The sequence below is a fragment of the Labrys neptuniae genome, assembly GCF_040797145.1.
GTDB lineage: Bacteria > Pseudomonadota > Alphaproteobacteria > Rhizobiales > Labraceae > Labrys > Labrys neptuniae.
Genome location: NZ_JBFNQD010000023.1, coordinates 17933 through 43896 on the forward strand (window position 1 = coordinate 17933; position 25964 = coordinate 43896).

At 63.9% G+C, this 25964-nt stretch carries 26 protein-coding genes; 20 read left to right on the plus strand and 6 right to left on the minus strand.

Features of this window, described 5'->3' with window-relative positions:
* The first annotated feature begins 20 nt into the window (after positions 1-20).
* Together ABXS05_RS31925 and ABXS05_RS31930 are read left to right on the plus strand one after the other, a co-directional pair.
* Positions 21-962, plus strand: a complete 942-nt coding sequence (locus ABXS05_RS31925; RefSeq protein WP_311938853.1) for an alpha-E domain-containing protein — start codon at positions 21-23, stop codon at positions 960-962.
* Positions 963-969: 7 nt separating this feature from the next.
* Positions 970-1809 carry a transglutaminase family protein gene (locus ABXS05_RS31930; protein ID WP_367626698.1) on the plus strand — a complete coding sequence of 280 codons (840 nt, stop codon included), beginning with the start codon at positions 970-972 and terminating at the stop codon, positions 1807-1809.
* A 116-nt stretch (positions 1810-1925) separates the two neighbouring features.
* On the opposite strand, the gene ABXS05_RS31935 is transcribed toward ABXS05_RS31930, so the two are convergent.
* The 4 genes from ABXS05_RS31935 to ABXS05_RS31950 all read right to left on the minus strand — a co-directional run bounded on the left by ABXS05_RS31935 (position 1926) and on the right by ABXS05_RS31950 (position 6539).
* Positions 1926-2228 carry a hypothetical protein gene (locus ABXS05_RS31935; protein ID WP_311938847.1) on the minus strand — a complete coding sequence of 101 codons (303 nt, stop codon included), beginning with the start codon at positions 2226-2228 and terminating at the stop codon, positions 1926-1928.
* A gap of 317 nt (positions 2229-2545) precedes the next feature.
* On the minus strand, positions 2546-3988 hold the full coding sequence (locus ABXS05_RS31940; RefSeq protein WP_367626699.1) for an FAD-binding oxidoreductase: 1443 nt from the start codon (positions 3986-3988) through the stop codon (positions 2546-2548).
* Positions 3989-4020: 32 nt separating this feature from the next.
* The gene (locus tag ABXS05_RS31945; protein ID WP_311938844.1) at positions 4021-4953 is read right to left on the minus strand and encodes a dimethylarginine dimethylaminohydrolase family protein; all 933 of its coding nucleotides are present in this window, start codon (positions 4951-4953) and stop codon (positions 4021-4023) included.
* Positions 4954-4970: 17 nt separating this feature from the next.
* Complete coding sequence (locus tag ABXS05_RS31950; protein WP_367626700.1) at positions 4971-6539, minus strand: zinc-binding metallopeptidase family protein; 1569 nt, start codon at positions 6537-6539, stop codon at positions 4971-4973.
* A gap of 139 nt (positions 6540-6678) precedes the next feature.
* On the opposite strand from ABXS05_RS31950, the gene ABXS05_RS31955 reads away from it, so the two are divergent.
* From ABXS05_RS31955 to ABXS05_RS31995, 9 genes are all read left to right on the plus strand, one after another.
* Complete coding sequence (locus tag ABXS05_RS31955; protein WP_367626701.1) at positions 6679-7587, plus strand: LysR substrate-binding domain-containing protein; 909 nt, start codon at positions 6679-6681, stop codon at positions 7585-7587.
* 218 nt (positions 7588-7805) lie between these two features.
* On the plus strand, positions 7806-8939 hold the full coding sequence (locus tag ABXS05_RS31960) for an ABC transporter ATP-binding protein (RefSeq protein WP_367626702.1): 1134 nt from the start codon (positions 7806-7808) through the stop codon (positions 8937-8939).
* 99 nt (positions 8940-9038) lie between these two features.
* Entirely contained in the window at positions 9039-10154 is a 1116-nt protein-coding gene (locus ABXS05_RS31965) for an ABC transporter substrate-binding protein (RefSeq protein ID WP_367626703.1), read from the plus strand.
* 61 nt (positions 10155-10215) lie between these two features.
* Positions 10216-11055, plus strand: coding sequence for an ABC transporter permease (locus tag ABXS05_RS31970; RefSeq protein WP_367626704.1), 840 nt, complete (start codon positions 10216-10218; stop codon positions 11053-11055).
* Entirely contained in the window at positions 11052-11864 is an 813-nt protein-coding gene (locus tag ABXS05_RS31975; RefSeq protein WP_311938831.1) for an ABC transporter permease, read from the plus strand. The genes ABXS05_RS31970 and ABXS05_RS31975 overlap by 4 nt, the downstream gene beginning before the upstream one ends.
* A gap of 146 nt (positions 11865-12010) precedes the next feature.
* Positions 12011-12778, plus strand: coding sequence for a proteasome-type protease (locus ABXS05_RS31980; protein ID WP_311938829.1), 768 nt, complete (start codon positions 12011-12013; stop codon positions 12776-12778).
* Positions 12779-12966: 188 nt separating this feature from the next.
* Positions 12967-13374 (plus strand): DoxX family protein, encoded by a 408-nt coding sequence (locus ABXS05_RS31985; RefSeq protein ID WP_367626705.1) that lies wholly within the window; start codon positions 12967-12969, stop codon positions 13372-13374.
* Positions 13375-13743: 369 nt separating this feature from the next.
* On the plus strand, positions 13744-14148 hold the full coding sequence (locus ABXS05_RS31990; protein ID WP_311938825.1) for a DUF930 domain-containing protein: 405 nt from the start codon (positions 13744-13746) through the stop codon (positions 14146-14148).
* A 30-nt stretch (positions 14149-14178) separates the two neighbouring features.
* Complete coding sequence (locus ABXS05_RS31995; protein ID WP_367626706.1) at positions 14179-14904, plus strand: MOSC domain-containing protein; 726 nt, start codon at positions 14179-14181, stop codon at positions 14902-14904.
* 5 nt (positions 14905-14909) lie between these two features.
* Here ABXS05_RS31995 and ABXS05_RS32000 read toward each other — a convergent pair whose 3' ends face one another.
* Positions 14910-15665, minus strand: coding sequence for an SDR family NAD(P)-dependent oxidoreductase (locus ABXS05_RS32000; protein ID WP_311938821.1), 756 nt, complete (start codon positions 15663-15665; stop codon positions 14910-14912).
* A 134-nt stretch (positions 15666-15799) separates the two neighbouring features.
* Between ABXS05_RS32000 and ABXS05_RS32005 the strand changes: the two genes are divergently transcribed.
* Positions 15800-16690, plus strand: coding sequence for an AraC family transcriptional regulator N-terminal domain-containing protein (locus ABXS05_RS32005; RefSeq protein WP_367626707.1), 891 nt, complete (start codon positions 15800-15802; stop codon positions 16688-16690).
* Between the two features lie 28 nt (positions 16691-16718).
* Here ABXS05_RS32005 and ABXS05_RS32010 read toward each other — a convergent pair whose 3' ends face one another.
* Positions 16719-17321, minus strand: coding sequence for an exopolysaccharide biosynthesis protein (locus ABXS05_RS32010; protein WP_105862748.1), 603 nt, complete (start codon positions 17319-17321; stop codon positions 16719-16721).
* A 415-nt stretch (positions 17322-17736) separates the two neighbouring features.
* Here ABXS05_RS32010 and ABXS05_RS32015 point away from each other — a divergent pair, with 415 nt between their 5' ends.
* The 8 genes from ABXS05_RS32015 (at position 17737) to ABXS05_RS32050 (ending at position 25957) form a co-directional block, all read left to right on the plus strand.
* Positions 17737-18231 carry a (2Fe-2S)-binding protein gene (locus ABXS05_RS32015; RefSeq protein WP_068299266.1) on the plus strand — a complete coding sequence of 165 codons (495 nt, stop codon included), beginning with the start codon at positions 17737-17739 and terminating at the stop codon, positions 18229-18231.
* Between the two features lie 248 nt (positions 18232-18479).
* Entirely contained in the window at positions 18480-20849 is a 2370-nt protein-coding gene (locus ABXS05_RS32020) for a xanthine dehydrogenase family protein molybdopterin-binding subunit (protein ID WP_068299269.1), read from the plus strand.
* A 60-nt stretch (positions 20850-20909) separates the two neighbouring features.
* Positions 20910-21707, plus strand: a complete 798-nt coding sequence (locus ABXS05_RS32025; protein ID WP_367626708.1) for an FAD binding domain-containing protein — start codon at positions 20910-20912, stop codon at positions 21705-21707.
* A gap of 79 nt (positions 21708-21786) precedes the next feature.
* On the plus strand, positions 21787-22368 hold the full coding sequence (locus ABXS05_RS32030) for an O-acetyl-ADP-ribose deacetylase (protein ID WP_437178716.1): 582 nt from the start codon (positions 21787-21789) through the stop codon (positions 22366-22368).
* A gap of 138 nt (positions 22369-22506) precedes the next feature.
* Entirely contained in the window at positions 22507-23424 is a 918-nt protein-coding gene (locus tag ABXS05_RS32035) for an AAA family ATPase (RefSeq protein ID WP_311938810.1), read from the plus strand.
* Positions 23417-24646: a vWA domain-containing protein gene (locus tag ABXS05_RS32040; protein ID WP_311938808.1), complete on the plus strand. Its 1230-nt coding sequence runs from the start codon at positions 23417-23419 to the stop codon at positions 24644-24646. Before ABXS05_RS32035 ends, ABXS05_RS32040 begins: the two co-directional genes overlap by 8 nt.
* Positions 24647-24847: 201 nt before the next feature.
* Positions 24848-25189, plus strand: coding sequence for an XdhC family protein (locus ABXS05_RS32045; RefSeq protein ID WP_068299280.1), 342 nt, complete (start codon positions 24848-24850; stop codon positions 25187-25189).
* 39 nt (positions 25190-25228) lie between these two features.
* A complete protein-coding gene (locus tag ABXS05_RS32050) occupies positions 25229-25957 on the plus strand; it encodes an XdhC family protein (protein WP_311938805.1) in 729 nt (242 codons plus the stop codon).
* The last annotated feature ends 7 nt before the right edge of the window (positions 25958-25964 follow it).

The window sequence follows — 25964 nt, forward strand, 5'->3', positions numbered from 1 at the left end:
TCTCGCCCGGACATTGAGCCATGCTGTCGCGTACCGCCGATAACCTGTTCTGGCTGGCCCGCTATGTCGAACGGGCCGAATATCTCGCCCGCATCCTCGATGCCGCCTACCGCCTGTCGTCCCTGCCGGCCTCCTATGGCGGCTTGACCACGGAATGGGAAAGCGCGGTGGAAACGGCCGGATGCGGCCCCGCCTTCTTCGCCGCCTATGAGGAGGCCAATGAGCGGACCGTCACCGAGTTCCTGGCCTTTTCCGCCGAGAACCCCTCCTCGATCCGCAATTGCTTCGAGATGGCGCGTACCAACGCCCGCGGCGTGCGCACCGCCCTCACGGCGGAGATGTGGTCGACCATCAACGACGCCTGGCTCCAGCTCAAGCGCTATGACCCGGCCCGGATGAGCCGCGAGGAAATCTCCCGCTTCCTCGACTGGGTCAAGGGCGTCTCCCTGATGTTCGACGGCTCGGCCTACCGCACCATGCTGCGCAACGACGCCTATGCCTTTGCACGGCTCGGCCTGTTCCTCGAGCGCGCCGACAACACGGCCCGCATCCTCGACGTCAAATATCATGTGCTGCTGCCGCCCTCGGAAAGCGTCGGCGGCAGTCTCGACTATTTCCAGTGGACCGCCATCCTGCGCGCCGTCTCCGCCCTTACCGCCTATCACTGGGTCTACAAGGAAAGCCTCAAGCCCTGGCTCGTCGCCGATCTCCTGACCCTGAACACACAGATGCCGCGTTCGCTTGCTTCATGCTATGAGAACCTGAACGGGAATCTCGACCAGCTCGCTCAGGTCTATGGCCGGCAGGGTCCCGCCCAGCGTCTGGCTCGCGTGACCCAGTCGCGCCTGCAGAATCTGAGCATCGACGAGGTCTTTCAATCCGGTCTGCATGATTTCATCACCGACTTCATCACCGACAACAACAATCTGAGCACGGCGATCGCCGAGCAATATCTGATCTGACGAACCCATGCGCATCTGCGTTGCCCACGAAACCGTCTATCGCTACGAGCGGCCGGCCAAATCCGTGATCCAGACCCTGCGGCTGACCCCGCGCTCGCATGACGGCCAGCATGTGGTGCGCTGGCGCATCGACGTGGACCAGGATGTCAGGTTGAGCCAGTCCGAGGATGCCTTCGGCAATATCAGCCATGCCTTCACGGCGATCGGCAGCATCGAAAGCCTGCGCGTGCGCGTGGAGGGCGAGGTCGAGACCCACGACAATGCCGGCGTGTTGCACGGCGTGATCGAGCGTTTCCCCGTCGCCCTCTATCTGCGTGATACCGACCTCACCCAGGCCGATGCTCCGATCCGGGACTTCGCCCACCGGAGTGCCGGAACAGCGGGAGGCGGGCTTGCCGCCTGCCACGCCTTGATGCAGGCGATTCATGATCGCATCGAGGTCAGTGGCGACCCGAAGCAGCCGGCAGTGGGCCAGACGCAGGCATTCGCCGCCGGCAACGGTGTCGCGCAGGACGCCAGCCATCTGTTCATCGCCTGCGCCCGGACGCTCGGCATACCCTCGCGCTATGTCAGTGGATTGCTGTGGCAACCGCCGACGCAGCAGGGCAGCGCCAGCCATGCCTGGGCAGAGGCCTATGTCGAGGGTCTGGGCTGGGTTGGCTTCGACCCGGCGCTGTCGGTCTGTCCGACCGTCCAGCACATCCGCGTCGCGGTCGGCCTCGATTATCTGGGCGCGGCGCCGGTACGGGGCGCCCATTACGGTGGGGAAGGCGAAAGCCTGGAGGTCACCGTCGATATCGGTGAAAAAGGCGAGCGTCCTCAGGCGCAGCGCCAGTCGCAGAGCTGATCAGACCCGGTGCTTCACCGGCTATCGCTGACGCCAGATATCGCTGAGCAGATGATCCGCTGCCATGCCCAGGCCGCGCGCGATCGGCACACGCACGATCGGCATTGGGCAGTCTCTCAAGGCCGGCTTGAATCGTGTTCGTGCTCGTAGCGTCGCACCAGGCCCGGCCGCAATTTCGGAGCCAGTTTGCTGACGGCGAGCAAGACCAGTATGCCGAAGACATAGCCCACCTGCAGGGCGATGGCGATGGCCACCATGTCGATCAAAGCGGTCCCCAAGCCGAAACCGGCCATCCAGATGATGAGGGCGCTGCCGATCGAAGCGATCAGGGCAATGATCGTGAATGCCAGTACCGGAACAAAGGTCCCGCATACCACGCCCAGCACCATCGCGACGATGACAGGCCAGATCACGAACATAGGTCTCTCCAACTATCCCGTTGGTCTGCTACGAAACTCGGCTTTCATTCTACCTGTCTGTAGCGGGATCGATCTTGCCGATACTGGGCCCCCGGAGTCTAGCAAAAACTCCTTCGAAAGAAGGGGGCTGGCTTTTTTTACCTGAAACCAACTTCCATACATGACGATTTCGGACAGTGGGTTCTTTCGACGAAAGAAGCAATGCCCTATTCGGATGAGGTAGGCGTTATATCGGACCAGTGCACACAACTGCATGACGGCAGGGCCGCAAGGCTGCCGGTATGCGCCGCCAATGGCATCTGCCTGCACAGGCGGTGTCAGTCCGAATGCTTCGCGTCGGCAAGACGAGAGGGATCGATCACCTTGCCGGGATTCATGAGATCCGCCGGGTCGATAATCGCCTTGATCGCGTGCATCAAGCTGAGCTTGACCGGATCCGCCGTGGCATAGAGGGCATGGATGCGCTTGGAACCGACGCCGTGCTCGGCCGAAAACGAGCCGCCGCGCTGGCGGATGCCGCCATAAAGCACCGCTTCCACCCCGGCGATGTCGTCCGCTGTCAGCGCGTCTTCCGCCCGGTTGAGCATGATATGGAGGTTGCCATCGCCCAAATGGCCGAAGACGAAGGGAGCGAGCCCCGGCGAGACGCCAGCAAGGCCGGCGATGCTGGCGCGCACATAGTCGTCCACTTGCGACAAGGGTAGCGAGACGTCGAAGCTGGGTGAATTGGGATGGTCGACATAGATGACGGCCGATTCCTCGCGCAGCCGCCAGATCGCCTGCTCCTGCGCCAGCGAGCTTGCCAGGACGGCGCTGGTCTCGGGATGGGTTTCCAGCAATTCCTCATAGATTACAGCCAGTTCCTCCTGCAGCGCCGCTTCGTCGGCGCCGCCGAGGGAGAGGATGAGATAGATCCGGTGTTCCATGGAGAAATCCGGTGCCGACCAGGCGAAATGGCGGGCGGCATAGCGGAAATAATCGGCCCACATCGCCTCGGCCGCGCGCAATTCGCCGACCCGTGCGTCGAGTGCCCGCCGGATGGCGGCCAGGGCGGCGGGCACGGAGTCGAAACCGAACAGGGCCACGGCATGGGCCGGCGGTACGGCGTCCAGCTTGATCGCGACCTTGGTGACGATGCCGAGCGTTCCCTCGGCACCGATCAGCAGGTGCTTGAGATCATAACCCGCCGAATTTTTCACCACCCGGGTGAGGTCGGAATAGACGGAGCCATCCGGCAGCACCGCCTCCAGGCCGAGGATGCGATGGCGCATCACGCCGTTGCGGAAGGCCATGATGCCACCGGCATTGGTGGAGATCATGCCACCGATGGTGGCGGAGCCGCGCGCCGGCAGGTCGATGCCGGGCTCGAGGCGGTGGACGAGCGCGGCCTCCTGCAGGGCCTGAAGCGTGCAGCCGGCTTCCACCACGGCGACGCGCTCATCGGCGCCGAGCCGCTCGATCCTGTCGAGGCGGCGGGTCGAGACGACGATCTGTCCCGCCGTCGAGACACCGCCGCCGACGAGGCCGGTGCGTCCGCCCTGCGGCACCATGGAGACGCCATGCCGAACGCACAGCCCCACGATGGCGGCCACCTCCCCGGTCGTCCCCGGCGAGACGACGGCGGAGGCGCCGAGATTGTGCGGTTCCTCACCCGGATCGAGCTCGGCGATCGCAGCACCGGTGCGGATATTGGCGGCGCCTACCGCCGAGGCGAGATCGGACAGGAAGCCTGCCGGCAGCGCGTTTTCCTGCTCGATCATCGCCTTACCTCATCGTCTTTCGCCGTGGGCGCTCAAGCCGCGCGGCGCAGGGCCTGCGCCATGCAGTGGATGCCGCCGCCCGTCTTGGATATCTCGCTGGTATCCACCGCCGCAACCTCGAATCCACGGGCCTTGAGCTGGCCGATCAGGCTCTTGCTCGCCGTGGGCGCGATGATGCGGTCATTGCCCAGCGACATGAAGTTGCAGCCGAGCGCCATGGTGTCCTGGAAGGGCACGTCGATGATCTCGTGGCCCTTGGCCTTGAGCCAGTCGACGATCCCCGGTTCCGTGCAGGCCAGGCATACCGCCGTCAGCTTCGGGGCGATCGGCACCACCATCAGGTCGATATGGACGTAATATTCGTCGATGAAGGCGAGACGGACCTCCCAGCCTTCCTTCTCGAACCACTCGGCGACCTGGCGGGCGCCCTCCTCCTGGGTGCGGGCACCGCCGCAACCGATCAGCACGCAGCCTTCCTCGATCACGTTGAAATCACCGCCCTCGAAGGTCCCTGATGTCACCATGTCGTAGATCGGGATGCCCATCTTCTCATAGGCACGGATGGCGGCGTAGTTCTCGCCGCGGCGCCACCAATTGGCCATGGCGGTGATGACGACGCCATAGGGGGTCATCACGCTGGAATCGCGCGTATAGACCTGCATCGGCAGTTCGACCTCCGGCTCCAGCCAGTGGATGTCGACGCCGAAATGCTCATAGGCCGAAGCCAGTTCCTTGTGCTGGGCCTGCGCGGTCTGGATGTTGCAGGGCGCCTCGCGCAGATGCTTGCGCGACAGGGAGCTGGTCGCCATGTGCCTCAGATAGGCCGGCGAGCCGAGCAGGACGTCGGTCAGCCTGTCAGTCTCGTTGCGAAAGCCCCAATGCTTGAGCGGCTTGGTGCCGCCGGCAAGGTTGCGGCGGCGCAGGGTGAAGGCGTCGTCGACATGGATCTGTTCGATGCGGTTCATGGTCGTTTCCCTTTTCATCAGGTGGGGATCCACCATTCGCGCCCGCGAGTGGTGGTGACATATTCGGGCCAGCGGAAGCCGATCGGCGGCGGATAATCGGCCAGCGGCGGAATCCAGCTGGAGCCGCCGATACCGCCGCCGGTACGTTCTTCGAATTCACGGCGGGCAGCGGCACACGCCTCCCCGTCCTCGATCAGGCGCAGGGCCGAGAGCGCGATCGTCTTGGCGGCCGTCGTCACCATCGGATCGATGGTGGCCGGCATGCCGCCGAGCGCATTCATCACCCAGCCCGGATAGGTATAGCCCTCCGGCGCCCTGAGAGCCGGCCGGGCCACATAGAAGCGGGCCGTCGGGGCATGCCAGCTCATGTCGGTATAGTCGTCCGACGTCGAGTTGTGCTGGGAGGGCGGCAGGTCCCGCCGCAGGATCGCCTCGGCTTCCTGCGGGGCGATCAGGCGCTCGCATTCGGCCAGGAAGGGCTTTTCCATCGGCTCCAGCCCGAGATTGACCTGGATCTCGCGGGCGAGCCGGCAGGCCTCCTCGCCCCAGCGCGGCGCTCCCACCGTCGACATCGCGTCCCACACGACATTGGCGATGGCGTGGTTGGCCAGGCCCGGGCGCGACTTGCATACCCAGTGGCGTTCATAGCGGCAGCCTGTCATCTGCGCCGCCATCTCGGCATTCCGGTCGAGCATGGCGGTTGCCTGCTCGGCCATGTCGAGCGTGGGCATGCGCATCATGTATTGGATTTCGGCGAGGCCCGCGGGAAGATTGTCCGCCGTTGCCTGGCCGGCCGTCAGGATCGCCTCGCTGATCGACCAGCCGCCCTGGTGGGTCAGCATGGAGTCGCGCAGGGCCTTGGAGGCCATGTACATCATCATCAGCGCGTCATTGGCGCCGGGCGCGCGCACGGCCGAATGCGACTGCGGGATCGGCGCGCCGGCGGCCCGGTTCCAGGCCTCCGGCTCGTCGCAGACGAAGCGATAGATCATCGAATAGGCGGCGCCGCAATGGGTATCCCAGCGCACCGTGTTGCACATCGGCAGCATGTAGAAGGGATGGAAGGAGAGCATGCCGTCGAGGCCGTCATAATAGCCCTTTGCGGCATGGAGGGGCTTGGAGCCCCTCACCTTCTCGGCCGGTTCGCCCGTGAAGCGCAGCGTGCCGGCAAGGCCGTGGCGCTCCATTGCCTGCTTGGTGGCGAGCAGCCCGCCCAGGCTGGAGGTGCCGAGCGCCGAATGGGGATCGGTATGGCCGCCGGCATGCTCGCTGAGCCCCGGCCGCGGGCGCTTGACGGTCGCCGCATCCTGGCAATTGCCGGGCACCGCGTCATATTCGGCATACATGCCGATGGTCGGCCCGCCCGGCTTGCCGGTCCAGTGCGCGCAGAAGGCGGTCGGCATGCCGGCCGAGCCTTCCTCCACGGCAAAACCGTGCCGGCGCAGGAGATCGACATACCAGCGGGCGGATTGATATTCGCGCCAGGCCGTCTCGCCGAAATCGAAGATCGTGCGTGTCCAGGTCGACAGGTCGCCGGCGATGGCATCGACATGCGCAAGCGCCGTTTGCTGAGCTGAACTGGTCACTTCCTACCTCCCTGATTGACGGGGAGGATAAGCGGTGAACATCACTATCAAAAAGTGATATGTTTTGCCTGTTTGAACAAATTCCATTCACCTTTAGGCAATCTTGCCCGAAATCTGGTGAGAGATTTCCGGAGTTCCCTTGCGCATTCCCTCCACCCAGGCCCTGCGTGCCCTCGACAGCTTCGCCCGCCACGGCAGCGTCTGGCGTGCCGCCGAAGAGCTCTTTCTCACCCGCAGCGCCGTCAGCCACCAATTGCGCCTGCTCGAGCGCGATCTCGGCTTCGACCTGCTGGAGCGCAACGGCAAGGGCGTGATGCTGACCGCCCGCGGCCGCCACTATGCCAACGAGGTGCGCAAGGCCCTCACCGTCATCGGGGATGCCTCGCTGCAATATGGCGACAAGGGCGTCGCCGGCACGCTGCAGGTGAGCTGCACGCCCGGATTTGCCTCGCTTTGGCTATGCACCCATATCGCCGAGTTCCAGGAAATGTATCCGGACGTGTCGTTGCGCGTGGTGACGCCGCGGCGGCTCGACGACGTCTCCAACCCCGATGTCGACCTCTTCATCACCTTCGGCGACGGCAATTGGCCCAATCGGGCGGTCGAGTTGCTGTGCGAAGTCCAGTTCACGCCATTATGCAGCCCGGCTTTGCTCAACAAGGTCGGCGGTCTCAACGAACCCTCGGACGTATTGAGGGCACCACTGCTTCACCTGGGCGATTTCGACGATTGGACGCGCTGGCTGGCCCTTGCCAATGTCGAAAATCCCAATGCCGAATGCGGCATGATCTTCTCCGACATGAATCTCGTCTTCGCCGCCGCTACCGCCGGCCAGGGCATCGCCATGGGAGATGAACTCACCTGCCGTACCGCCATGAAGGCCGGCCAGTTGATCCGCCCCTTCGACCTCGCCATCAAGTCGCCGCGCTCCTATTTCCTGGTGATGGAGCATGCCAAGATCGGCCATGCGGTCTCGCGGGCCTTCGCAGACTGGTTGAAGTCGGCCTTGGCGCAGACGAGCCCGACATACCGCCCCAACTATGGCTGAACGGCTGTAGCGGGCTACCCGTTGGGGTGAATCAAATTTTTCCCCAGAGGCAACAACATTCAATTGTCGTGAACGATAATCACGCTTAGGCTTTAAACGGTTTTCCAAAGCGTTTTGCGATTTGACGAAATCGGCAAGAACCGCAAAGACGCGTCGAAACAAGGAATCGGAGCAAAACGCGTTCATCCCTGAATGCGCTTTGCTCTAGGAGGACATGCATGGCGCAAAACGGCGGGGTAGCGCCCGGCAAAGCAGCCGGTCATTCGGGCATCGAACACGCTGCCGAGATCCGGGCCGAAGGCATCGGCAAGACATTCGGCAAGTTCGAGGCGCTCAAGGGCGTTTCCCTTACCATTGCCCGCGGCGAATTCCTCACCCTGCTCGGCCCCTCGGGCTCCGGCAAGACCACCTTCCTGATGATCCTCGCCGGCTTCGAAAAGCCGACGGTCGGCCGCCTCACTCGCGACGGCACCGATATCACCACGCTTTCCGCCGAAGAACGCGCCTTCGGCATGGTGTTCCAGGGCTATGCGCTGTTCCCGCATATGACGGTGGAACAGAACATCGCCTTCCCCCTGCATATCCGCAAGGTGCCCGGCGACGAGATCCGTCGGCGCGTCGGCGAGATGGTGGCGCGTGTCGGCCTGTCCGGTCATGGCCACAAGCTTCCTGCCAAACTCTCCGGCGGCCAGCAGCAGCGCGTGGCCCTGGCGAGGGCTCTGGTATTCGAGCCGCCCGTGCTCCTGCTCGACGAGCCCTTTTCGGCTCTCGACAAGAACATGCGCAACTCCATGCAGGACGAGGTCAAGCGCCTGCATGAAGAGCTCGGCACCACCTTCATCTTCGTCACGCACGACCAGAGCGAGGCAATGGCGCTGTCATCGCATGTAGCGATCTTCAACCAGGGCCAGCTCCTGCAGGTCGGCACGCCGCAGGAGGTCTATGAGAAGCCGACCAACCGTTTCGTCTCGGAATTCCTCGGCGACATCAATCTCCTGCCGCTGCACGACGTCCAGCGGGAAGCCGGCAACGCCCGCGGCTCCTGCGACGGAGCCCTGCTCGACGTGCCGTCCCAGAGCCATATCGGTAAGACTGGCATCCTGGCGATCCGCCCCGAGCATATGGATGTCTCGGCCAGGCCGCAGGTAGAATCCCTCAACTGCCTGGCCGGCACCGTGACGGCCTCGACCTATCTCGGCTCGGCCACCAAACTGTCCCTGACCACCAAGAGCGGCACGCCGGTGAGCCTGACGCTGCCGACGGATCGCGCGGCGGAGGCCTTGGCAAACGGGCCGGACCTTTGGCTCACCTGGCCCAAGAGCAAGGGATTCCTGTTGCCGGAAGATGCGTAAAGCAACTGCTTCTCCTGCAATAAAACACCGTAAAAAACAAATAATTATAACGAAATTCTCACCATCCGCCTTCGCATACCCAACAGGGGAACATCGGCTATGAATGAAGCCTTCCAGAAAGACTGTCTCGAAATCCTCGCCTCGAAGGTCGAAGCCGGCCAGATCAGCCGCCGGCGTTTTGCCCAGCTCGCCGCCATGGTCCTCGCCGGCGCTCCCTTTGCCCTGCGCACCGGCCCGGCCCGCGCCGATGGCGGCCAGCTCGTCCTCGTCAACTGGGGTGGCGATGCCATCAAGGCCTATGACGCCGCCTATGGCCAGCCCTTCCAGCAGGAAACCGGCATCACCGTGAAGGAAGACGGCACCGGCCCGACCGAAGGCGGCATCACCGCGCAGTTCAAGAGCGGCAAGCCGACCTGGGACATCGTGGACGCCGACCCGTTCTCCGCCATCTCCCTGGGCAAGCAGGGCATGCTCGAGCCGATCGACTACAAGGTGGTCGACAAGTCGAAGTTCCGGCCTGGCTTTGGCTGGGAACATGCCTCCTCGACCTATTTCTTCTCTTATGTCATTGCCTATGACGCCTCCAAATTCGGCGACAAGCCGCCGACCGGCATGGCCGATTTCTTCAATGTGGAGAAGTTCCCCGGCAAGCGTTCACTCTACAAATGGGGCGCCGGCATGTGGGAGGCGCTGCTGCTCGGTGACGGCGTGGCGCCGGAGAAGCTCTATCCGCTCGATCTCAAGCGCGCCCACGACAAGCTCGCTGCCTTCAAGGACAATGTGGTGTCCTATTGGGGTGGCGGCGCCGAAAGCCAGCAGGTGTTGTTGAATGGCGATGCCTCGATGGCGCTGATCTGGTCCACGCGCGCCTCGGTGCTGGAGAAGGATTCGGGCGGCCAGATCAAGTTCATCTGGGATCAGGGCCTGATCTCGCCCGGCGCCATGGCGGTGATCAAGAACAATCCCGGCGGCAAGGACAATGCGATGAAGTTCATCGCCAGCGCGCAGGATCCCAAGAAGCAGCTGGTGATGTTCGACATGCTCGGACAGGGCCCCGCCAATCCGGCCACCGATGCCCTCATCCCCGCCGACCAGAAGCGCCTCAATCCGGTCGATCCCGCCAATATGAGCAAGCAAATCGCGCTCGACATGAACTGGTATGCCGAAAATTACGGCGCCGCGCTGGACGCCTACACCAAGATCATCTCGGCCTGACCTTTCATCCACTGCCCGGGCGGCCTCCAAGTCCGGGCAGTGAAGACATGCGAGAGCTTTGATGCGCAAGCCCTTGTCTTCACTTTCATTCCTGGTTCTGGCAGGGCCGTTGCTGGCGTTCCTGACGCTGGTCTATCTCATTCCCTTCCTCGGCGTGGCCCAGTGGAGCATCACGCTGCCCGAACCCGGATTGACGCAATATCAAAGGCTTGCCGGCGACCCGCTGGTGCTCTCGGTCTTCCTGCGTACCTTCCGCATCTGCGCCATGGTGACGGTGATCACCGTCATCGCCGCCTATATGATCGCCTATGTCTGGGTGCGTGGCACGCCGCTACAGCAGCGCCTGGCGGAATTGTGCATCCTGATCCCCTTCTGGATCTCGGTGCTGACCCGCGCCTTCGGCTGGCTGGCGCTGCTCTCCAATCGCGGCCTGGTCAACAGCTGGCTCCAGAGTCTCGGCTTCATCTCGGAGCCGCTGACGCTGGTGCGCAACGAGTTCGGCGTCATCATCGGCATGACGCATTTTCTCATTCCCTTCGCCGTGTTTCCGCTGGCCTCGGCCATGCGGAGCCTGGATGAACGCGTCTTTCTGGCCGCTCGCGGCATGGGTGCCGGTCCGCTGCGCATCTTCTGGAAGGTCTTCGTGCCGATGACCTTTTCCGGCATCATCGGGGCCACGCTCATCGTCTTCGTGTTCGCCCTCGGCTTCTTCGTCACGCCCGCCATTCTCGGCGGCGGCCGCAGCGTGATGGTGGCCGAACTCATCTATCTGCGCATGTTCCAGAGCCCGGATTGGGGCCTCGGCGCGGCGATCAGCGTCACGCTGGTGGTGATCGTGGCAGCGCTGATGGCCCTGCTGTTTCGCTATGCCCGCCTCGGCGATACGGGAGTGTCCAAATGACATCGCATCGCCCCGGCCTGATCGCCCTCACCGCGGCGGCCCTCGTCGCCGTCTTCCTGCTGCTGCCGCTATTGGCCGTGGTGCCGGTGTCGTTCACGGCAGCCCGCTACCTCTCCATGCCCAACGGCAACTACGCCCTGACCCATTACCGTACCCTGTTCACCAATCCGGACTGGGCGAATTCCATCCTGCTCAGCATCCGCATCGGCGTAGTTTCGAGCGCTCTCGCCACCACGCTGGCGACCCTGTTCTGCGTCGGCATCTGGATGTTTCGTCCCCGCTTCGCCGCCGCCCTCGTCGGCTTCGTGCTGCTGCCGATGATCGTGCCGCCGGTCGTCTCGGCGATGACGCTCTATTTCCTGCTCACCGGCCTGTCCCAGGTCAGCTCCCTCGTCGGCTTCGACACCTGGCTCGGCGTGGTCCTCGCCCATGTGGTGATGATCGTCCCCTTCTGCGTGGTGCTGATCATGGTCTCGCTCAGCCAGGTCGACCGCCGCATCGATCTCGCCGCCCGCGGCATGGGCGCCAGCGTCTGGCAGCGCGCCACCCGGATCATCCTGCCCAACATCAAGTTCGGCCTGCTGACCGCGGCGATGCTGTCCTTCGTGCTGTCCTGGGAGGAAATCGGCGTCACCCTCTTCATCACCAGCGTGAATGCGATCACCCTGCCCCGGCTGATGTGGAGCGGGGTGCGCGACAACATCGATCCGGCGATCGCCTCGATCTCCGTCATCCTGATCGTGCTGACCACGCTGGTGCTCATCATCCGCATGGTCTATTCGAGCCTGCGCTCGGCGCCGAAGCATTAGGTCCCCTGCCGCTTTTTGCCGCTCTCCCGACCGGCCTTGCGCCCGTAGGCGGCAAACGAATCTTGCTCTATGGGAAGGGCGTGGCAGCCTGAAGGTTCAGGCTTGCTTGGGGGGCACCGCCGACAGGCGGCTTGGGAGTTCAGTCGATGACCTATTGCGTCGGGATTTCGGTTCGCGAGGGCCTGGTGATGATCGCGGATACGCGCACCAATGCCGGCATCGACAACATCGCGACATTCCGCAAGCTGCATGTGTTCGAAGAGCCGGGCGAACGCGTCCTGGCGGTGTGCACCTCCGGCAACCTCTCGGTGAGCCAGGCCGTGCTGGACCATATCCAGGAGGGCCTGGAAAATCCCGATACCGGCGCCGTCGATACGCTGATGAGCATGCCCAGCATGTTCAAGGCCGCCCAGCTGATCGGCCGGGCCATTCGCCAGGTCTACGCCACCGATGGGCGCAGCCTGGAGGAGCACAACAGCCGCTTCGACGTGGCCTTCCTGTTCGGTGGGCAGATCAAGGGCGGCAAGATGCGGCTCTTCATGATCTATTCGGCGGGCAATTTCATCGAGGTGACGGCCGATACCCCCTATCTGCAGATCGGCGAGCACAAATATGGCAAGCCGATCCTCGATCGCGCGGTGAACTACGAGACGGAAATGCCGGATGCCCTCAAGGTCGGCCTGATCTCGATGGACTCCACCATGCGCTCCAATCTCGGCGTCGGCATGCCGATTGACATCCTCACCGTGCGGCGGGACGCGCTCAAATCCGAGATCAGCCATCGCATAGAGCCGGGCGAGCCCTATTTCCACGATCTGCGCGAGCGCTGGTCGGCGGCCTTGCGGGCCGCCCACATCGCCATTCCCAGGCCACCCTACATCATCGGCAAGACGGGCGTGCTCGACACGCCCTGAACCGGAGCGGATCGGCGCGTGCCTTGCTGGAGCAGGCCGCCGGAACGCCCCGGAAAATCCGCCAAATCTGGAATGACGTTAAACAAGAACGTGATGGTTCGTGATCGCCGAACCGGCCGCACGGGCTGGAAAGTCGTGTCTGACTAACCTAAGGCTGCGTTCCCCTCAGCGACCACGGACGGAGCAGCATGTCGCAATCCTCGACGCAATCGACCCTCCAGGCCTATGCGCCGACCATTCTTTCCCTCGTACGCATCGTCGCCGGCCTGATCTTCCTGGCCCACGGCACCCAGAAGCTGTTCGGCTTTCCCGCACTCGCGCCGGATCGCGAGATCCCCGTCTTCGGCCTGATGTGGTTCGGCGGCATACTCGAGGCCTTCGGCGGCCTGCTGATCGTGATCGGCCTGTTCACCCGCCCCGTCGCCTTCATCCTTTCCGGGCAGATGGCCGTGGCCTATTTCATGTTCCACGCGCCGAAATCCTTCTTCCCGGCCCTGAACGGCGGCGACGCCGCCATCCTCTACTGCTTCCTCTTCCTCTATTTCGTTTTCGCCGGCCCGGGATCGATCAGCGTGGACGCGGCACGCAAGCGGTAGAATCGAACCACACCCATCGCCCGGGTGCCCAGATCCGCCATGGATCGACAAGATGAGGATGAGGCGCTAGGTTGCGCTCCCTGAATCGGCACAGGGTCGACCTGGGTTTGAAACCAGACCCATCTCTTCCCGGGCCGATCCTCCCCACCATGGAGATGACTGCCCCGGCCATCGGGGCCTGTCGCCCGGAGCAATAAGCGCGGTTGTCAAACGCCTTTGTTCGGGCTCCTCATTTCCAGACGCCGCGCGATTTCCCGGGGGGCTTCCACCCGATCGTGCGGCGCGTGGTGGGGATCATGGCCAATACCGGGCCTGTGCCGGTCGCTCACGCGATCCGGCCCGGGTTCGCTTCTGCCTGGACTGGATGGAATGAAATCGACGCTGCTTTCGATCGCCCTGATCGCCCTTGCCCTGACACCCGCCTCAGCACGCCAGAACGTCAAGCCCGGCCGGACCGAAGCCGGCCTCGCCAAACTGGCCCCGGCCGACCGGTTTCAGCAGGCCTGCGACATCGAGTTGATGGAAAGGCTGCGCCACGAATCCCGCCCCTACAAGCCCGACAGCGTGATCGCCTATGCGCTGGGCGATCCTCATGTGACGGGCGACACGCTCAAGGGCGACGGCGGCGCCTTCCGCAGCGGCGGGATCTGGTATCAATATTCCTTTACCTGCGAGGCGACGCCCGATCGCATGAAGGTGATATCGCTGGAATACAGGGTCGGCGAAGCCGTCCCGCGCGACGAATGGGATTCCCACGGCCTCTCCATCCACTGATCCCCTTCAACCCCGGATAGGCGAACGGGCATGGGCAAAAACGGTTTGATCGGCGTCATTCGTCGGATCCAGCGTTTTCCGGTCAAATCCATGGGCAGCGACATCCTGGACACGGCGGAGCTGCACTGGAACGGCCTGGCGGGTGACCGGCAATATGCCTTCGTGAAAACCAATGATCGCGGCCGCTTTCCCTACCTCACCGGCCGGGATCTGCCCGATCTCCTGCTCTACCGCGCCCGTTACCTCAAGCCGGAGGATCCCAAAACCTCGACGCTGGTCGTGCACTCCCCCAAGGGCGGCGAATACGACATCGACGATCCCGCCTTGTGCCGGGAATTGAGCGAGGCGGCTGGCGAGCCCGTGCACCTGATGCAGCTCGGCCGAGGCCATTTCGACAGCGCCGTCATCTCTCTGGTGAGCACGACGACGACCGGCCGCCTGGCGCAGGCCCATGGCGGCGATATCGATCTGCAACGCTTCCGCATCAATCTTCTGATAGAACCCGCGGATGCCGAGAGCTGGGAACGGGATTGGCTCGACAAAAGGGTCGCCATCGGCAACCGGGAGGTCCGTCTGCGCACCGACCGGCCGATCGAGCGCTGCGTGATGATCACCCTCGATCCGCAGACGGCCCAGCGCACTCCCGCGATCATGAAGACAGTCGCGCGTCAGTTCGCCAACCAGATCGGCATTTACGGCACCGTCGAGCAACCGGGAACGATCGGCCTGGGCGACGGCATCCGTTTCAGCGATTGAGCGGCTCAGATGGCTTGGCCGCCCGAAACCTCGATCCGCTGGGCGTTGACCCAGCGATTGGCGTCCGACAACAGGCTCGCGATCATCGGCCCGATGTCCTCGGCCACTCCGGCTCGCCCAAGCGCGGTCATCTGCGCAAAGATCTTGTTGATGCTGGGATCGTCGCGAACGGCACCACCGCCGAAGTCGGTCTCGATCGCGCCCGGCGCCACGGTATTGACCGCAATCCGCCTTTCACCCAGTTCCTTGGCCAGATAGGTCGACAGAACCTCCACGGCCCCCTTGGCCGCGGCATAGGCTGCATAGCCTGGATAGGACACGCGTGTCAGGCCGGAAGATAGGTTGACGATGCGACCGCCATCCGCGATCAGCGGCAGCAGGGCCTGGGTGAGGAAGAGAACGCCCTTGAAATGGACGTTGACCAGGGCATCGAACTGCGCCTCGGTCGTCTGGCCGATCAGGGCGTAGTCGCCATGGCCAGCATTGTTCACCAGATGATCGAATGTCCCCCGCGACCACGTGTCGTGCAGCGTTGCCCGCACCCTTTCGGTGAAGGCGGCAAAGGCTGCGACGTCACCTGTATCGAGTTGAAAGGCGATCGCCTTCCGGCCCATGGCCCGGATTTCAGCGACGACCGCCTCGGCATCCTCGCTCCGGCTGCGATAGGTGAGGATGACATCGCCGCCAAGGCGGGCAATATTGAGGGCGGTGCTGCGGCCAAGACCGCGACTGGCCCCGGTTACGAGTGAAATCCTGGTCATCGGGCAAACTCCGTTGGTGTGACGGCCTCCGATATCGGGCCAAACCTGCCTTCGGTGTTGCTGGAATCTCGATGTTTCTTGCCTAATCCTCCAAGAGGCATGCAGGACGGACGCGAAGCGAGTAGGCTGTCACCATGACCGCCCTGCTTGAAGCCATCCGCCGCCATGCCCAAGTCCACGCCGACTCGAATGGTATCGCGGCCACGCCGATTCCGGGTCTCACCACCGTGCGGGCGACGGCGCCCAGCGGCCTGGTTCATGCCATCTCCCGCCCCCTCGCTTGCCTTGTGCTGCAGGGAAGCAAGCATGTCACCATGGGCATGCAGGCTTTCGACTTCGCGGCTGGCGATTCCCTGCTGATCACCGCGGATGTGCCGACCGTGAGCCAGATCACCCACGCCAGCGCCATGGCTCCCTATCTGTCGCTGGTGCTGGAGCTGGACGCTGCCGTGATAGCCGATCTGGCTGCGCAGATGAATGCCTTTGGCGGGGCCGACCATGTCCCGGTACGCGTCCAGCCCACCGATGCCGAGGTCGCCGACGTGGCACTACGGTTGATGCATTTGCTCGATCGACCGGCTTCGGTGTCGGTGCTGCAAGCCCAACTCGTGCGTGAGATGCATTACTGGCTGTTGGCCGGCCGTCACGGTACGGCAATACGACGACTGGGCTGGCCCGATGGCCACGCACAGCGCATCGCACGTGCCGTCGCGATACTGAGGGCCGAATTCATGCAGCCCTTGCCGGTCGAGCGCTTGGCCGCGGCTGCCGGCATGAGTTCCTCCTCATTTCACCAGCATTTCAGGTCGATAACCTCGCTCTCTCCCCTACAATTCCAAAAGCAGCTGCGCCTGATCGAGGCCAGGCGATTGATGCAAGCCGAGGGTATGGGCGCGAGCGGGGCGGCATTCTCGGTCGGCTATGAGAGCGTTTCCCAATTCACTCGCGAATATGGCCGGTTGTTCGGCCTGCCGCCGGTTCGCGACACCAAGGCAGCAAGGGAACGCGCTCGAACGGCCGCCTGAATATCGACGGGACTGTCGCCGGCGCGCCTCAGAAGATGGCCAGCGCGCCCTGGAAGATGAGATAGCCGAGCCCGGCCGTGATCAACAGGCCCACGCTGGTAGCGATATAGCCAGCCAGGATGACGGCGCCGTCGCGCTCGACCAGGCCGAGGCCGAGGATGCAGATGGGAATGCCGAGCGGGATGTTGCCGATGATCGGGATCGGCAGCAGCAGGGCAAGGCCCAGCACCAGGGCGACGATGCCAACGATCCGCCGGGACCGCGCGTCGGCGAACAGATGCAGGCGCGGCTTGGCAAAACGCTCGACCCACTGGATCCAGGGCTCCGCCTTGGTGACGATACGCTGCAGATCCTTGCGGGCGAAGCTGCGTTTGGCCAGGAATTGCGGCAGCCAGAGATTGTCGCGACCCATCACCATCTGCGCCGCGATCAGGGCGACGATGATGCCGCAGATCACCGGAATGCCCGGCGGCATCGGCAGGCAGTTGGGTATGCCGAAGAGCAAGAACAGAATACCGAAGGCGCGGTTGCGCATGGCGGCCGTCAGGTCGCCGAAATAAATGCGCTCCTCCCCTTCCGCCGAGGCAATCGCCGCAAGGAGTTCGGATGTTCTGGGGTTACGCGGTTCCAAAATAGGGCTGACTCGTGGGATCCTTGCCGGGCTTATAGTGGGACTCTGCGACAATTTCGAGATGATTGTGCTGCCGGACGTCAAACCGGGCGCGGCATTTGCGGATGGGTGTTGTGCTTTTGCCGCATAGTTCCCTTTGCAGCACAACATTCCATGCTGCATCGCAAGACCTGTGTGCTCGTGCTGTCTTGTCGCAGGGGGGCTCCATCACCTTTGTTCGAAAAATCGAAAAAATCGCGAAAAACCCCGCAAAAACGACCCTCAACTTTTCAAGCTTGTCACTTGACCACCGAAAAACGGGGGTCCAGACTAGAATTATTCCGATCTGCTTCATGAGAGTCCTTCGTTCAGACCATCAAATGAATGGTGGCGAACACAGAGGGGACAACAGATCGCGAACCGGTTGGAGGACCCCATGGCTTCCGTTTCGCTTCTCGTCAACGGACGGGAAATTACGGCTGATATTGATCCACGTACTTTGCTTGTCGAATTTCTGCGCGAGCACCTCAGGCTTACCGGTACCCATGTTGGCTGCGATACCAGCCAATGCGGTGCCTGCGTGGTGCATATTGACGGCAAGGCCGTCAAATCCTGCACCACCCTTGCCGTCCAGGCCAGCGGCAGCTCGGTGACGACCATCGAGGGCCTGGCCAATAACGGCCAGCTCCATCCGATGCAGGAAGCCTTCCGCGACAATCACGGCCTGCAATGCGGCTTCTGCACGCCCGGCATGATCATGACCTCGGTCGCCATGGTCGACCGGCTCGGCGGCGATCTCGACGAGGCCACCATCCGCCATGAGCTGGAAGGCAATATCTGCCGCTGCACCGGCTACCACAACATCGTCAAGGCGGTGGCGGCAGGCGCCAAGGCCATGAGCGAAGGTGAGGCGCTGCAGGCGGCCGAATAATCGTTCTCTCCCGGACTGCGTCATCCGACTGTCAGCGGCCGCTCAAATGCGCCTTCGACCGACGCTCCGGATTTCGAGCTTTTCATCGACACTCTCGGCGAAGCCTTTGTTTGCCGGGGATTATTCCAATCCCATAGCGTTTTGCGATCCGCGAAAATCGCATCAGATCGCAAGACGCGTCGAATCAGCGAATTGGAGCAGCAAGCGTTCACAGGCGAGCGCGCCTTGCTCCAGGGGGAGAGAACGACATGAACGCCACAGGCGTCGGCGCACCAGTGCGCCGCAAAGAGGATTTCCGCTTCATCACCGGCAAGGGCAATTATACCGGCGACATCAATCGCCCGGGCCAGGCCCACGCCTATTTCCTGCGCTCGCCGCATGCCCATGCGGCGATCACGTCGATCGACATCAGCGAGGCCCGCAAGCTGCCGGGTGTCATCGAGATCCTCACCGGCGAGGATTTGGCGCAGGACAAGATCGGCGGCTTGATCTGCGGCTGGATGATCCATTCCAAGGACGGCTCGCCGATGAAGGCAGGCGCCCATCCGGCGCTGGCCCAGGGCAAGGTTCGCTATGTCGGCGACCATGTCGCCGTGGTGCTCGCCGAAACCCTGGCACAGGCCAAGGACGGTGCCGAGGCCATCAACGTCACCTATGAGCCGCTGCCGGCCAGCGTCGATACTGCCAAGACCCAGGCCAAGGACGCGCCCCAGGTCCATGCCGAGGCCGACAACAACACCGTGTTTCAGTGGCATCTCGGTGACAAGGCAGCCTCGGACACCGCCTTCAAGGCGGCAAAGCACATCACCAAGCTCGACATCGTCAACAACCGGCTGGTGCCCAACGCCATCGAGCCGCGCGCGGCCGTCGGCGACTACGATGCCGGCAATGAAGCCTATACGCTCTACACCACCTCGCAGAACCCGCACGTCGCCCGCCTGGTGCTGTCGGCCTTCATCGGCATCGCACCTGAGCACAAGCTGCGCGTGATCGCCCCCGATGTCGGCGGCGGCTTCGGCTCCAAGATCTTCATCTATGCCGAAGAGACGGTGTGCGTGTGGGCCGCCAAGCGCATCGGCCGGCCGGTGAAGTGGACGGGCGACCGTACCGAGGCCTTCCTGGCCGACGCCCATGGCCGCGACCACGTCACCCGCGCCGAGCTCGCCATCGACGCCAACAACAAGATCACGGGCCTCAGGGTCCATACCATCGCCAATCTCGGCGCCTACCTTTCGACCTTCTCCTCCAGCGTGCCGACCTATCTCTATGCGCCGCTGCTGTCGGGGCAGTATGACATCCCGGCGATCTATGCCGAGGTCGACGGCGTCTACACCAACACCGCCCCGGTCGACGCCTATCGCGGCGCCGGGCGGCCGGAGGCGACCTTCGTGGTCGAGCGCCTTGTCGAGGTGGCGGCGCGCGAACTCGGCCTCGATCCAGCCAAGTTCCGCAAGAAGAACTTCGTGCGGTCCTTCCCGCACCAGACCCCGGTGATCATGACCTATGACGCCGGCGACTATAATGCCTCGCTCGACAAGGCGATGGAACTGCACGACGTCAAGGGCTTTGGCGCCCGTCGGCGTGCCTCCGAGCGGGCCGGCAAGCTCAGGGGCCTGGGCTATTCGGCCTATATCGAGGCCTGCGGCATCGCACCCTCCCAGGCGGTGGGCTCCCTCGGCGCCGGCGTCGGCCTGTGGGAATCGGCTGAGATCCGCGTCAATCCGATCGGCACCGTCGAGGTGCTGACCGGCTCGCACAGCCACGGCCAGGGCCACGAGACCACCTTCGCGCAGCTGGTCTCCGACCGGCTCGGCATTCCCATCGACTCGGTCGCCGTCGTGCATGGCGATACCGACAAGGTGCAGTTCGGCATGGGCACCTATGGCTCGCGCTCGGGCGCGGTCGGCATGTCGGCCATCGTCAAGGCGGTCGACAAGGTCATCGCCAAGGGCAAGAAGGTCGCCTCCTACGTGCTGGAAGCGTCCGAGGGCGACATCGAGTTCAAGGATGGGCGCTTCTCCGTGGCCGGTACCGACAAGGGCTTGGCTTTCGGCGAAGTGGCTCTGCAGGCCTATATCGCCCATAAATTCTCGGGCCAGGACCTCGAGCCCGGCCTCAAGGAAGGCGCGTTCTACGATCCCACCAACTTCACCTTCCCGGCAGGCGTGCACATCTGCGAAGTCGAGATCGATCCCGATACCGGCGTCACCACCATCGCCCGCTGGACGGCGGTGGACGATTTCGGCGAGCTGATCAATCCGATGATCGTCGAAGGCCAGGTGCATGGCGGCATCGCCCAGGGCGTCGGCCAGGCCCTGCTCGAGGGCGCGGTCTACGACAAGGACGGCCAGCTCCTGACCGCCTCCTTCATGGATTATTGCATGCCGCGCGCCGACGACCTGCCCTCCTTCAATGTCGGCATGACCAAGACCACCTGCCCCTCCAACCCGCTCGGCATCAAGGGTTGCGGCGAGGCCGGTGCGATCGCAGCGCCTCCGGCGGTGATGAACGCCATCACCGACGCCATCGGCCTCGAAGACATTGCCATGCCGGCGTCGCCCCAGGTGGTGTGGAACGCCGTACAGCGCGCCGCCAAGGCCAGGAAGGCCGCAGAATGATGTGCCGGCGGGCGGCTCAGCCGCCCGCCTTTCCCCTTCGTCTCCATCAGGAGAACCTTGATGTATCCGTTCACCTATCAGCGCCCGACCTCCGTCCGCGGCGCCGTCGCCGCCCTCGCCAAGGCGGAGGACGCCAAACTGCTCGCCGGCGGGCACACCTTGCTGCCGACCATGAAGCAGCGCCTTGCCAGCCCCACCACACTGATCGACCTCACCAAGATCGAGGGCCTCAGCGGTATCGAGGTGAAGGGCCGCAACCTCGTCATCGGCGCCACCACGCCGCATGGCGAAGTGGCCGACAGCGCCACCGTCGGCGAGGCCATCCCGGCGCTGGCGGCCCTCGCCGGCATGATCGGCGATCCGGCGGTGCGTTCGCGCGGCACCATCGGCGGCTCGCTCGCCAACAATGATCCGGCGGCCGACTATCCGGCGGCGGCCCTCGCCCTCAACGCCACCATCATCACCAACAAGCGCAAGATACCGGCCGACGAATATTTCACCGGCCTGTTCGACACCGCGCTGGAGGAAGGCGAGATCATCACCAAGATCTCCTTCCCCATCCCGGCCAAGGCGGCCTATCAGAAATTCCCCAATCCCGCTTCGCGCTACGCTCTCGTCGGCGTGTTCGTGGCCAAGAAGGGAAGTTCGGTGCGCGTCGCCGTCACCGGTGCCGGCTCGGACGGCGTGTTCCGCCATACCAAGGCGGAGGAAGCCTTGTCGTCGCGCTTCCATGCCAAATCGCTCGACGGGGTGAGCCTGGCCTCCAAGGGGCTCAACGGCGACATCCATGCCAGCGCCGACTACCGCGCCCACCTGATCGGCGTGCTGACCAAGAGAGCCGTCGCAGCCGCCAAGTGACCGACCCAAAGCGTTTTGCTCCCCGGGAGCGCGACCCTCATTTGCGCTCCCGCCTCCTGCACCGACCGAAAGCGCGCGCATGCCCGCATCTTCAGGAACCATGCCCGAAGCCGAATTCTCCACCGATTTGGCCAAGACCCGCTTGACGGTCCTCGTCGCCAACATCACCACGCTGGGGGTGGAGGCCATCGTCAACGCCGCCAATACCTCCCTGCTCGGCGGTGGCGGCGTTGATGGAGCCATCCACCGTGCCGCCGGGCCGGAGCTGGTGGCGGAGTGCCGTACGCTGAACGGTTGCAAGGTGGGCGATGCCAAGATTACCGGGGGATACCGGCTGCCGGCCCGTCATGTCATCCATACCGTTGGCCCGGTCTTCAATGGCGGCGCCCAGGGAGAGGCCGACAAGCTCGCCTCCTGCTATCGGCGCAGCCTCGAAGTCGCCGCGGCCAATGCCATTGCCTCGATCGCCTTTCCGGCCATTTCCACCGGAATCTACCGTTACCCGGCGGACGAAGCGGCCACGATCGCCGTCGCGACCGTCATCGATACCTTGCCGCTGCTGTCGGCGCCCCCGTCGCTCGTCGTGTTCTGCTGTTTCGATGCGGGCACGGCCACCCATTACCGCCAGGCCTTCGTCGATGCTGGCCTCGCCCCCTTCTGATCGGGCCCGATCAGGATAACTCTGCAGGATCTCAAAGACTTGCGGAGTTTTTCGACATTGCCCATTCATGGGCCCCATCGAGAAATTCCGCTTGGCAGGGACTCGTCCTATAGTGCCGGCAGATTTCAGGAGTTTGCCTTGCCTGCCTCCCTTCCCGCCTCCATCGACGCAACAGCCGCCCTACTCGCCAAGGCCGACTATGTAGCCGGGCGCGACCTTGCCACCGTCTTGTTCCTCGCCTTGCGCATGGGCCGCCCGCTTTTCCTGGAAGGGGAAGCGGGCGTCGGCAAGACCGAGATCGCCAAGGTGCTGTCTGCGACGCTGGGCCGCTCCCTGATCCGCCTACAATGCTATGAAGGCCTCGACATCGCCTCGGCGGTGTATGAATGGAACACCATGGCGCAGATGATCGAGATCCGCCTGGCCGAGGCCGGCGGCAATGTCGACCGCGCCAGCCTCGGTTCCGATCTCTTCTCCGAACGCTTCCTGATCGCCCGGCCCATCCTGGAAGCGGTACGCCCCCAGGCCGGTGGTGCGCCGATCCTGCTGATCGACGAACTCGACCGCACCGACGAGGCCTTCGAAGCCTATCTCCTCGAGGTCCTTTCGGATTTCCAGGTCACCATTCCCGAATTCGGCACGGTCAAGGCGGAAGCGCCGCCCATCGTCGTGATCACCTCCAACCGCACCCGCGAAATCCATGATGCCCTCAAGCGGCGCTGCCTCTATCACTGGGTCGATTACCCCAGCGCCGAGAACGAACTCGAGATCCTGCGCCGCAAGGTGCCGCATGTGCCTGCCAAGCTGTCGCGCGAGCTGATCGGCTTCGTGCAGGCGCTGCGCCGGGAGGACCTGTTCAAGGCGCCGGGCGTCGCCGAGATGCTGGACTGGGCCACCGCCCTGACCGAGCTCGATGCCGTGGCGCTCGATCCCGCGCTCGTCTCCGACACGCTCGGCGTGCTCTTGAAATATCAGGACGACATTGCCCGCCTCTCCGGCAGCCAGGCCAAAAGGCTGATCGACAGCGTCAAGGCCGGGGCGCAGGCCCATGCCTGACATCCCGCCTGCCGAAACAGCGCCCCCCGAGATCGGCAGGCTTGCCGACAACATCGCCTATTTCGGCCGCCTCCTGCGCGACGCCGGCCTGCCGGTCGGCCCGGCCAGCGTGCTCGATGCCATCCGGGCGGTGGAGACAGCCGGTCTCGGGGGCAAGCAGGATTTCTACTGGACACTGCACAGCGTCTTCGTGACGCGGCACGAACAATCGCTGCTCTTTCGCCAGGCCTTCGAATTGTTCTGGCGCCAGCGCGCCCTGACCGAAAAACTCATCGCCATGATGTCTCCCCAGGCGGTGGCAATGAAGGAACCGCCCAAGCCCAAGGCCGGCGCGCAGCGCGTCAACGATGCCTTCTACAAGGAGCCGCCGCGCGAGGTGGAGGAGAAGAAGCTCGTCGAGTTCGACGCGCGCCTGACCATGTCGGAGCGCGAGATCCTCAAGGAGCGGGACTTCGCCCAGATGACCGCGGAGGAGATCGCTGCCGCCAAGAAGGAAATGGCAGGGCTGCGCCTGCCTTTCGACAATGTCCCGACACGTCGCCTCAGGCCCGGAGGCAGCGAGGTCATCGACCTCAGAAGGACTCTCAGAGCCGCCATGCGCAGCGGCGGCGATCTCGTATCCATCGCCTATCGGCAGGCCGGCGAGAAGCACCCGCCCCTCGTGGCGCTTTGCGACATATCCGGATCGATGGCGGACTATTCCCGCCTGTTTCTGCATTTCCTGCATGCGATCTCGGAAAAGGGCCGGCGCGTGCATGCCTTCGTGTTCGCGACGCGGCTGACCAACATCACGCGTTCACTGAGGACGCGCGATCCCGACGAAGCCCTCGAACATGCTTCCAGAGCCGTCAAGGATTGGGATGGCGGCACCCGCATCGCCCATTGTCTGGAGCGCTTCAATAAGGACTGGTCGCGCCGCGTGCTCGGCCAGGGCGCCACGGTGCTGCTGATCACCGATGGGCTGGAGCGTCAGGTCGATCCCGGCCTCGCCAAGGAACTCGACCGTCTGCATCGTTCCTGCCGCCGCCTGATCTGGCTCAATCCCCTGCTGCGCTTCGACGCCTTCGAAGCGCGCGCGGCCGGCATCAAGGCCATGCTGCCGCATGTTGACGAATTCAGGACCATTCACAATCTCAAGAGCATGGGCGACCTGGTCAAAGCCCTCGACCGCAGAGCCGACGCCGCCGCCGATCCCAGGAGCTGGTTGAAACGCGTTGGTTGACGGGCCCTGTAGCTGACGTAAGGAGGAAACACTCCGAATTGTCATAGCCGGGCTTGACCCGGCCATCCAGAAGCCCCCGCGCTGCGGGGCCCAGGCCTGGATTGCCGGGTCAAGCCCGGCAATGACAAAGGTCATGCAAACTCCAGGGCGCTCGAGTGAACTGCATTGCGGCTGAAAGGCCCGTCTCAAGGAGCAATTTCGATGAGTGATACCACCAGCAATTTCGCTTCCGACACCGACATCCTCGCCAGTGCCCAGCAATGGCGCGAACAGGGCAAAGGGGTCGCCATCGCCACCGTAGTGGAGACCTGGGGCTCGGCGCCGCGCCCGACGGGCTCGAACCTGGTGATCGACGAGGACGGCAATTTTCTCGGCTCCGTTTCCGGCGGTTGCGTGGAAGGCGCCGTGGTCACCGAAGCACTCGATGTTATTCAAGAGGGTAAGCCGCGCCTGATCGAGTTCGGGGTCGCCGACGAGACCGCCTGGCGGGTCGGCCTGTCCTGCGGCGGCACCATCCGGGTCTATGTCGAAAAACTGGACTGAAGGCCGCTTTCCTTCGCAATATTTGTCGCAGGCTCCGCCATGAAACTTGCCACCCTCCAGGCCCTCAACCAGGCCAAAGCCACCCGCAAGGCCGTTCTTCTCGTCACCGATCTCGAGACCGGCGAGGAACGCCTGGTCGAGGAAAGCGCGATCCCGGCCGATCCGCTGGCCTCCGTGCTGTCGCAGCAATTGCGGCAGGGTCGCTCCGCCACGGTCGAGCAGGATGGCAGGCGCCATTTCATCACCGTCCACGTGCCGCCGGTACGCCTGGTGATGATCGGCGCCGTCCATATCAGCCAGGCGCTGGTCCCCCTGGCCCGCCTCGTCGGCCAGGATCCTGTTATCGTCGATCCGCGTACCGCCTTTGCCACGCCAGAGCGCTTTCCCGACGTCAAACTGTTCGCCGAATGGCCCGATGTCGCCTTGCCGCCCCTCGGCATCGACCGTTACACCGCCTTCGTCGCCCTCACCCACGACCCGAAGATCGATGATGGGGCGCTGATCCATGCGCTCGAACGCGAGTGCTTCTATGTGGGGGCGCTGGGCTCGCGCAGGACGCATGCGCGCCGCATCGAGCGGCTGTGCGAGGCCGGTGTCGGCGAGGCCGCGCTGGCGCGTATCCGGGCGCCCATCGGCCTCGACATCGGCGCTATCAGCCCGGCCGAGATCGCCGTCTCGATCATGGCAGAGATTACTGCCGCGCTTCGACTGGAGAGTGGCGAGAGGCAACCCAGGTCGCCTGTCCTGTCAAAACCCTGTTATAAGTGACTGTGTT